The organism is Streptomyces sp. NPDC127084, assembly GCF_042724175.1.
Lineage (GTDB): Bacteria > Actinomycetota > Actinomycetes > Streptomycetales > Streptomycetaceae > Streptomyces.
This window is the reverse complement of sequence record NZ_JBHXFA010000234.1, coordinates 1-7493: the sequence shown is the minus strand read 5'-3', so window position 1 is coordinate 7493 and position 7493 is coordinate 1. Positions and strand designations below refer to the sequence as shown.

The following is a 7493-nucleotide window of genomic DNA, read 5'->3' as shown; positions in this document are numbered from 1 at the left end:
CACCCCCACACCCGTCTGTTCAGAAGAAGACAGAGCGTCGCTGCACCAGCAGTTTGTAGAGCGTGTGCTGGATCTGTTCCCGCACCTGGTCGGTCAGGTTGAACATCAGCATCGGGTCCTCCGCCGCCTCCGGCGGGTAGCCGTCGGTCTCGATCGGCTCCCCGAACTGGATGGTCCACTTCGTCGGCAGCGGCACCGCACCCAGCGGCCCCAGCCAGGGGAAAGTGGGCGTCAGCGGGAAGTACGGAAAGCCCAGCAGCCGCGCCAGGGTCTTCGCGTTGCCGATCATCGGATAGATCTCCTCCGCCCCGACGATCGAGCAGGGGACGATCGGTACGCCCGCCCTGAGCGCCGTGGAGACGAAGCCGCCCCGCCCGAAACGCTGGAGCTTGTAGCGCTCGCTGAAGGGCTTCCCGATGCCCTTGAAGCCCTCGGGCATCACCCCGACGACCTCGCCCTTCCGTAGCAGCTGTTCCGCGTCCTCCGTGCACGCCAGCGTGTGCCCGGCTTTGCGCGCCAGTTCGTTTATCACCGGCAGCATGAAGACCAGATCGGCGGCGAGCAGCCGCAGATGCCGCTCCGCGGGGTGGTTGTCGTGTACCGCGACCTGCATCATCAGCCCGTCGAGCGGAATCGTCCCGGAGTGGTTGGCCACCACGAGCGCCCCGCCCTGCGACGGGATGTTCTCGATGCCCTTCACCTCGACCCGGAAGTACTTGTCGTACAGCGGGCGCACGAGGGACATCAGCACCTGGTCGGTGAGCTCCTTGTCGTAGCCGAACTCGTCGACCTCGTACTCGCCGGTGAGCCTGCGCCGCAGAAACGCCAGGCCGCCCGCGATACGGCGGTCCCAGCCGCCATGGCCGCCGGCCGTCGTCGCGCCGCCCGCACCCGTGGCGCCCGTGGCGCGTACACCGTTCACGGAGCCCGCGCGGTCCGCCGTGCCCGCGGTCACCGCCTCGGCTCCCGCAGTGGTCTCGGCACCCTCTGACTGCCCCGGCACCGCGCCGGTCGGGACCTCGCGCATCGCCACCGCCTCGGCGGGGGGCCTTCGCCGACCGGCCCCGGGGCGCCGCCGCACCGGGCGTTGCGACGCGCCCGTGCGTGACCGGTCGTCGTCGAACGGAATGACCTTGGCGTCCGCCATCGTTGACTGCGCTCCTTATATCTGGCGCTATCCGGTTGTCTTCGCGCTGTCCGGCGCCGCTGGGTCCGGCGCCACCCGGTCCCGAGGGAGGGGCCGGCCAAGCCCGTGTGCCGGTGCCTAGGCCGAGCCCGGGCCCGTCGTCGTACGGCCGCCCACCATCGCGGGCAGCGCTGCGAGCCCGTCCACGGCCCTGGCCACGCTCTCCGGCGGCAGCAGCCCGGGCGCCCGGCTGCGGGCGAAGTCGGCGAAGGCCGCGGCCGTCGTATAGGCGGGTGCGAAGCCGAGCGTCTCGCGCATCTGGACCGTGCTCACCACCCGGCCGTGGGTGAGCAGTCGGATCTGCTCGGGGGAGAAGTCGGTGACGCCGACGGTACGCAGCGCCGAACCGACCCAGGTGACGGCGGGCAGCAGCACCGGCACCGTGGGACGCCCCAGCCGCCGCGAGCACTGCGAAAGCAGCAGCACCCCGTCGCCTGCGATGTTGAACGTCCCGCTGTTGAGCGTGCCGCGCCGCGGCTCATGCGACGCGAGTCTCAGCACCTCGATGACATCGTCCTCGTGGACGAACTGGAGCCGCGGGTCATAGCCGAGCACCGTCGGCAGCACGGGCAGCGAGAAGTAGTCGGAGAGCGGGGAGTCGGCCCGGGGGCCGAGGATGTTGGCGAAGCGCAGCACACACACCGCCACATCCGGCCTGCGGCGTGCGAAGCCACGGACGTACCCCTCGACCTCCACGGCGTCCTTGGCGAAGCCGCCGCTCGGCAGCGACTTGGCCGGGGTGGTCTCGGTGAACACGGCCGGATCGCGGGGAGCGGAGCCGTACACACTGGTGCTGGACTTCACGACCAGGCGCTTGACGGTCGGGGACTTCTGGCAGGCACCGAGCAGCTGCATGGTGCCGATGACGTTGGTCTCCTTCACCACCGCTCTGCCGCCCGAGCCCAGGGGCGTACCTGTGACGTCCATGTGCACGACCGTGTCGACTCCGTGCTCGGCCAGCACGCGCGCTATGGCGGGCTGGCGGATGTCCGCGCGGACGAAGTCGGCGCCGCCGAGCGGCTGCTCGGGCGCCACCGCGTCCACGCCGACCACCCGCTCCACTTCAGGGTCCCGCTGGATACGCCGTACGAACCGGCCCCCAAGCTGCCTGGCCACACCGGTGACGAGCACGACCTTGCCCAAGATCAGCGCCTTCCGTTCGCTTCTCCCCTACGCGTCACCGTAGCGGGTTGATGTTGCGCTGTGATGACCGCGAGCCGGTCTTCACGGCTCATTGCCCCCAACGCCGTACGACACGGGGAGGCGGGGACGCGAACACGCCAGGCCGAGGGAGAACTCGCGAGAACGCGGCGACGTGCCCCGGACCTCGCGGCGGCGCCGGGAGTCATGGGATGACGCGAATGTATACGCGGGCCGTGGAGTGCGACACGAGCCACAAACGCACCGCGGCCCTCCCACCGGGGTCGGTGGAAGGGCCGCGAATACACGGACAGCCGTCGCTTACTTCTTGTTGCGACGCTGCACGCGCGTGCGCTTGAGCAGCTTGCGGTGCTTCTTCTTAGCCATCCGCTTGCGCCGCTTCTTGATAACAGAGCCCACGACTACCCTCGCTCACTTCTTCTCACTCGGTGCGGGGCGTCTGGGCCCACACGACCTACGTCGGCCTAGCCTACCCGCCTGAGCGACGCGCTTGTAACCGAGGGGATGTCTCAGGCGGATTCGACCCCCACAAAGGACTCGCGGAGATACTCGTGAACCGCCTGCTCCGGCACCCGGAAAGACCTCCCCACCCTGATGGCCGGCAGATGACCGCTGTGCACCAACCGGTACACCGTCATCTTCGACACCCGCATCACCGAGGCGACTTCCGCCACGGTCAGAAACTTGACCTCGTTGAGAGGCCTTTCGCCAGCAGACATGACCCACCTGTACCTTCCGCGCACGACGCCCACCGGCTTCCCCTCCGGTGACTCTTCGTCGCGGTGCGCTCACTCCCCAGACTAGGGGCGGGTGGTACGAATGGGGAAGAGGAGCAGCCGTCAGCCGTTTACTGTGACAGACACGCTCGATTGAGTACATAGCGAGTAAGCGGCCGGTAGTAATCGGACCGCACAGCGTCATCAAGCGGAACGACGACCGCCACCCGCCCCTCGGCCTCCCCGACGAACAGCGCCGGATCGTCGGTGTCCGCCAGCCCGATGGCATCGAACCCGAGCTGACCTGCACCGCAGACCCAGCCGTGATCCCCCACGACCAGCCCGGGAAGTGGCCCTCCGGCCTCCGCCAGACGCTCCAGAGCGGCCCGAACCGGGAGGGGTGAGTGGGTGTGCGCGCCAAGCCTCCGACCGGCGTCCCGGGCGTGCGGTTCTCGCACCAGGGCAACTCCCCGGACGTAGTCGAGGTTGTACGTGCGTACCCCGAACCGGGTCGTTATGTCGACACATCGCCCCTGCGCTGGTGTGAGGACAACACAGCCCGCCGCCGACAGAGCGTCTGCCAGCTCGGCGTAGAACCCCAGGAGACGGTGCGGATGGCCGGTCCCGAGCAACACCGGCGTCCGCTGCCGGGCAGCCTCGGCAAGGCGTTCGGCGAAGGCATCGAGACCGTTCAGTGTTCTTTCGGGATCGATCACATCCGGACCGGAGACATCGGCGGGGTCGTCCGAGACACCGCACTTGTCGGCCATCAGTGCGATCAGATCCCGTTCACCCCATACCCATTCGGGATCGAGTCCGAGCGTGACCCGGGGATCCCGTGCCGCGAACAGCCGATAGCTGCGCAGACTCTCCTCCCTGGAGGTGGCCACCGGACCCGCGAGCCGCGCTGCCAACAGATGCGCGCGAAGCGCTCCCCTGCTCAACACCCCCCGATGCTCCCGCAGGCTCAGCACCAGCGCCGGGAATCCCGGGCAAATCCGCACAGTCGGCGTAACGCACCGCCCCTTGGTCGACTACCGGCCACGGCCCACGACCACGGCCCACGGTCCGGAAACATGGCCGGAATCGCGTTCCGAGCCCGGCAACGGGCCGGACTCACGGGGCCACAGGGTCACGGGCGCCGGAACGGCCTTATGCCAGCAGGCCCCTCAGCGGGAACGCGGACCGCCGGGTCGCCAGTACGGCCTGGTCCAGCCGGTCCGCCGGGTCGTACCCGCTCTCCCACTCCCGCCACACCGGCGTGAGCCCGTCCGTCATCCGCCCTGGCCCCAACTGCCGGGTCCGCGCGTAGACCTCGTCACGCCACTCCTGCGGCACCTCCGACTCTGGATCCACCGGAGCGTGCGCCGCGATCCCCACGAGATGCGTCCACGACCGCGGCACCACATCAACCACCGCGTAACCGCCTCCGCCGAGCGCGAGCCACCGCGCGTCTTCGACATACTCATGAGCCAGGCTGTGGCAGGCCTGCTGTACGAGCCGCTGAGCGTCCAGCGAGACCGCCAGATGCGCCAGCGGATCCTCGAAGTGCGTGTCAGCGCCGTGCTGGGTCACCAGCGCCTGCGGCCTGAAGTCAGCCAGCAGTTCGGGTACCACCGCGTGGAACGCCCGCAGCCAGCCCTCGTCGCCGGTCCCGGCCGGAAGGGCGAGGTTCACGGCGGACCCCTCGGCCGCGCCCTCCCCGCCCGTCTCCTCGGGCCAGCCCGTACCCGGGAACAGCGTCCGCGGATGCTCATGCAGCGAGATGGTCAGCACCCTCGGGTCGTCCCAGAACGTCGCCTGCACCCCGTCGCCGTGGTGTACGTCGACATCCACGTAAGCGACCCGCTCGGCGCCCAGTTCCAGCAGCCGCGCGATGGCGAGCGAGGCGTCGTTGTAGATACAGAACCCGGACGCCGACCCCGGCATGGCGTGGTGCAGCCCGCCGGCGAAGTTCACGGCGTGCGCCGCCTCCCCGCGCCACACCGCCTCGGCCGCGCCCACCGACTGCCCGGCGATCAGCGCGGCCACCTCGTGCATCCCGGCGAAGGCCGGATCGTCCATGGTCCCCAGGCCGTACGACTCGTCGGCGGCCCCGGGGTCCTGGGACGCGGTCCGCACTGCCGCCACATAGTCCTCGCGGTGGACCAGTCGCAGCGTCGACAGACCAGCGGGTTTGGCCGCCACCACGTCGAGCGCGCGATCGAGCCCGTACGCCCGCACCAACCCCATGGTCAGTGCGAGCCGTACCGGATCCATCGGGTGGCCGGGCCCGAAGTCATACTTCGTGACCGCCTCGTCCCACATCAACCGTGCGCGCCCGCTCATGAACGCCACCGTATCGGTCGGACTCCGGCGCGAACGAGCGGGCATACACCAGTGTCACAAGCACCAGGCACATCGGTACAAGCATCGCACCCCGGTAGTCCCAGGCGTCCCCAAGCGCACCGACCAGTGGCGAGCCGATCAGGAAGCCCACGTAGTTGAAGATGTTCAGGCGTGCGACGGCCACATCGCTGGCCCCGGGGAACAGCCTTCCGGCGGCGGCGAACGTCTGCGGAACGACCACACACAACCCGAGCCCGAGCAGGGTGAATCCAGCCAGTCCGGTCCACGCGCCAGGTGCCACCGCGACCACGGCGAAGCCTCCGGCCGCCAGCACCGTCCCACAGCGCACCACGGTCACCGCCCCGAAGCGCCGCACACCCAGGTCCCCTACGGCCCGCCCCAACAGGGTCGTCACCATATACGCGTTGTACGGGACGGTCGCCAGCTCCTCCGAGCTGCCCAGCACGTCCTGGAGGTACTTGGCACTCCAGTTGGAGACCGTCGAATCCCCGATGTACGCGAACGTCATCACCAGGCACAGCGGCAGCAGCAGCGAGAATGCCACGGCCGAACCGCCGGCGCTCCCCGCCTCGTCCCGCTCGCTGGGAGACTGACCCGCGTCCCGGTACCAGCGGCTTCCGACGAACGCCGCGGGCAGCAGCACCGCGACCACCGGCAGATACAGCGCCACCAGCGGCAGTTCCCAGTGCGCACCGGCCCAGGCCAGTGAGGCACCGGCGATCCCGCCCAGGCTGTACACGGCGTGGAAGCCGAGCATGATGCTGCGGCCGTACTCCCGCTGAAGGCTCACCCCGAGCATGTTCATGGCCGCGTCCAGGGCGCCGACGGCCAGTCCGAACGCCCCCAGGGCCACGGCCGCTTGCCACTTCTCCGTCCCCGCACCCACGCCCAGCAGGGCCAGCAGCACCACCGGCTGGGACCAGCGCAGCACAGCACCTGGCCGGACACGCGCCACGAGCTTCTCCGTGGCCACACTGCCCACACCGGCCAGGATCGGCACAGCGGCAAGGAAGACCGGCAGCAGCGCGTCGGATATGCCGTACCGGTCCTGGATCGCGGGTATCCGGGTCACCAGCAGAGCGAAGGTCACACCCTGCACACCGAAGCTGAGCGCCAGCGAAGCCCGGCCGTGCCGAAGTGCCGCTTGAGCGATTGTCATGGCCGCACAGCGTAAGGCGCTCAACTACCCCTGGGTAGATGGATCACAGCATCAAATGGATCAGAGGGTCAGGCGGTTCAGCGGATCAGTCCGGGCAACTCCGCCATGTCCCCGAAGTACCCGTTGGCGCCGTCGAGCTTCGCGGGCGACGTCATCGCGGTGAACCCGTACACATCCATCCCGGCGGCGCGTGCGGCGGCCACCCCAAGGGGGCTGTCCTCCACGACCACACACCGCTGGGGAGCCACCCCCATGCGCTCGGCCGCGTACAGGAACAGATCCGGCGCCGGCTTCCCCCGCCCCACGTCCTGGGCGCTGAAGGTGTTCTCGTCCCGGAACCAGGCACCAAGCCCTGCCTTGCGGTGCCCGACCCTGATCCGCTGATGACTCCCCGACGAGGCCACGCAGTACGGAACCTGGTCGGCCACGAGCTTCTCCAGCACCGCGCCCACCCCCGGCACGGCCTGGAGCGCCTGCTCGAAGGCAGCGAACGTGCGCGCGTGGAGGGTGTCGTCGAAAACCTCGGGCAGCCGCTGCCCGGTCCGCTCCAGGACGAGGTCGTGGATGCGGTGCACGGCGGACCCCATGTAGTCCCGTATCGACTCCTCGTACGAGGTGGGGTGGCCAAGCTCCGTCAGATACTCCGCGAGGATCGTGTTGGCGATCGGCTCACTGTCCACGAGCACGCCGTCGTTGTCGAAGATGACCAGGTCATAGCGCATGCGTCCAGCCTATTGAAGTCGGCCGCAGCCGCCGCACGGCGCCCATGTCGCCGACGGCCAGGGCCGGGAAGGAGGTAGTCGCGCGGCTCAGGGACCATACCGAGCCTGAACGCAGAAATGCCTCAACCCCCGGACAAGGCCCGGGGGTTGAGGCTGAAAAATTGTTCGGCGGTGTCCTACTCTCCCACAGGGTCCCCCCT

Annotated in this window: 8 protein-coding genes; all 8 read right to left on the bottom strand. The window is 69.3% G+C overall.

The window, feature by feature from the left end; all coding sequences use genetic code 11:
• Nucleotides 1–19: 19 nt before the first annotated feature.
• The 8 genes from ACFWI9_RS31740 to ACFWI9_RS31705 all read right to left on the bottom strand — a co-directional run bounded on the left by ACFWI9_RS31740 (nucleotide 20) and on the right by ACFWI9_RS31705 (nucleotide 7293).
• Nucleotides 20–1147, bottom strand: coding sequence for a lysophospholipid acyltransferase family protein (locus ACFWI9_RS31740; RefSeq protein ID WP_387167986.1), 1128 nt, complete (start codon nucleotides 1145–1147; stop codon nucleotides 20–22).
• A 117-nt stretch (nucleotides 1148–1264) separates the two neighbouring features.
• Entirely contained in the window at nucleotides 1265–2329 is a 1065-nt protein-coding gene (locus ACFWI9_RS31735) for an NAD-dependent epimerase/dehydratase family protein (RefSeq protein ID WP_387167984.1), read from the bottom strand.
• Between the two features lie 318 nt (nucleotides 2330–2647).
• Nucleotides 2648–2746 carry a 30S ribosomal protein bS22 gene (locus ACFWI9_RS31730; RefSeq protein ID WP_003948845.1) on the bottom strand — a complete coding sequence of 33 codons (99 nt, stop codon included), beginning with the start codon at nucleotides 2744–2746 and terminating at the stop codon, nucleotides 2648–2650.
• Nucleotides 2747–2856: 110 nt separating this feature from the next.
• Nucleotides 2857–3066, bottom strand: coding sequence for a helix-turn-helix domain-containing protein (locus ACFWI9_RS31725; protein WP_338678324.1), 210 nt, complete (start codon nucleotides 3064–3066; stop codon nucleotides 2857–2859).
• Nucleotides 3067–3194: 128 nt separating this feature from the next.
• On the bottom strand, nucleotides 3195–4010 hold the full coding sequence (locus tag ACFWI9_RS31720; protein ID WP_387167980.1) for a phosphatase: 816 nt from the start codon (nucleotides 4008–4010) through the stop codon (nucleotides 3195–3197).
• A gap of 205 nt (nucleotides 4011–4215) precedes the next feature.
• Entirely contained in the window at nucleotides 4216–5391 is a 1176-nt protein-coding gene (locus ACFWI9_RS31715; protein ID WP_387167978.1) for an acetoin utilization protein AcuC, read from the bottom strand.
• A complete protein-coding gene (locus ACFWI9_RS31710; RefSeq protein WP_387167989.1) occupies nucleotides 5342–6565 on the bottom strand; it encodes an MFS transporter in 1224 nt (407 codons plus the stop codon). Before ACFWI9_RS31710 ends, ACFWI9_RS31715 begins: the two co-directional genes overlap by 50 nt.
• An 83-nt stretch (nucleotides 6566–6648) precedes the next feature.
• Complete coding sequence (locus ACFWI9_RS31705; RefSeq protein ID WP_387167975.1) at nucleotides 6649–7293, bottom strand: HAD family hydrolase; 645 nt, start codon at nucleotides 7291–7293, stop codon at nucleotides 6649–6651.
• Nucleotides 7294–7493: the final 200 nt, after the last annotated feature.

Bases quoted from the DNA above. Each gene is read 5' to 3' on its own strand.
- ACFWI9_RS31740 (WP_387167986.1), bottom strand. From the start codon at position 1,147: ATGGCGGACGCCAAGGTCATTCCGTTCGACGACGACCGGTCACGCACG.
- ACFWI9_RS31715 (WP_387167978.1), bottom strand. From the start codon at position 5,391: ATGAGCGGGCGCGCACGGTTGATGTGGGACGAGGCGGTCACGAAGTAT.
- ACFWI9_RS31725 (WP_338678324.1), bottom strand. From the start codon at position 3,066: ATGTCTGCTGGCGAAAGGCCTCTCAACGAGGTCAAGTTTCTGACCGTG.
- ACFWI9_RS31705 (WP_387167975.1), bottom strand. From the start codon at position 7,293: ATGCGCTATGACCTGGTCATCTTCGACAACGACGGCGTGCTCGTGGAC.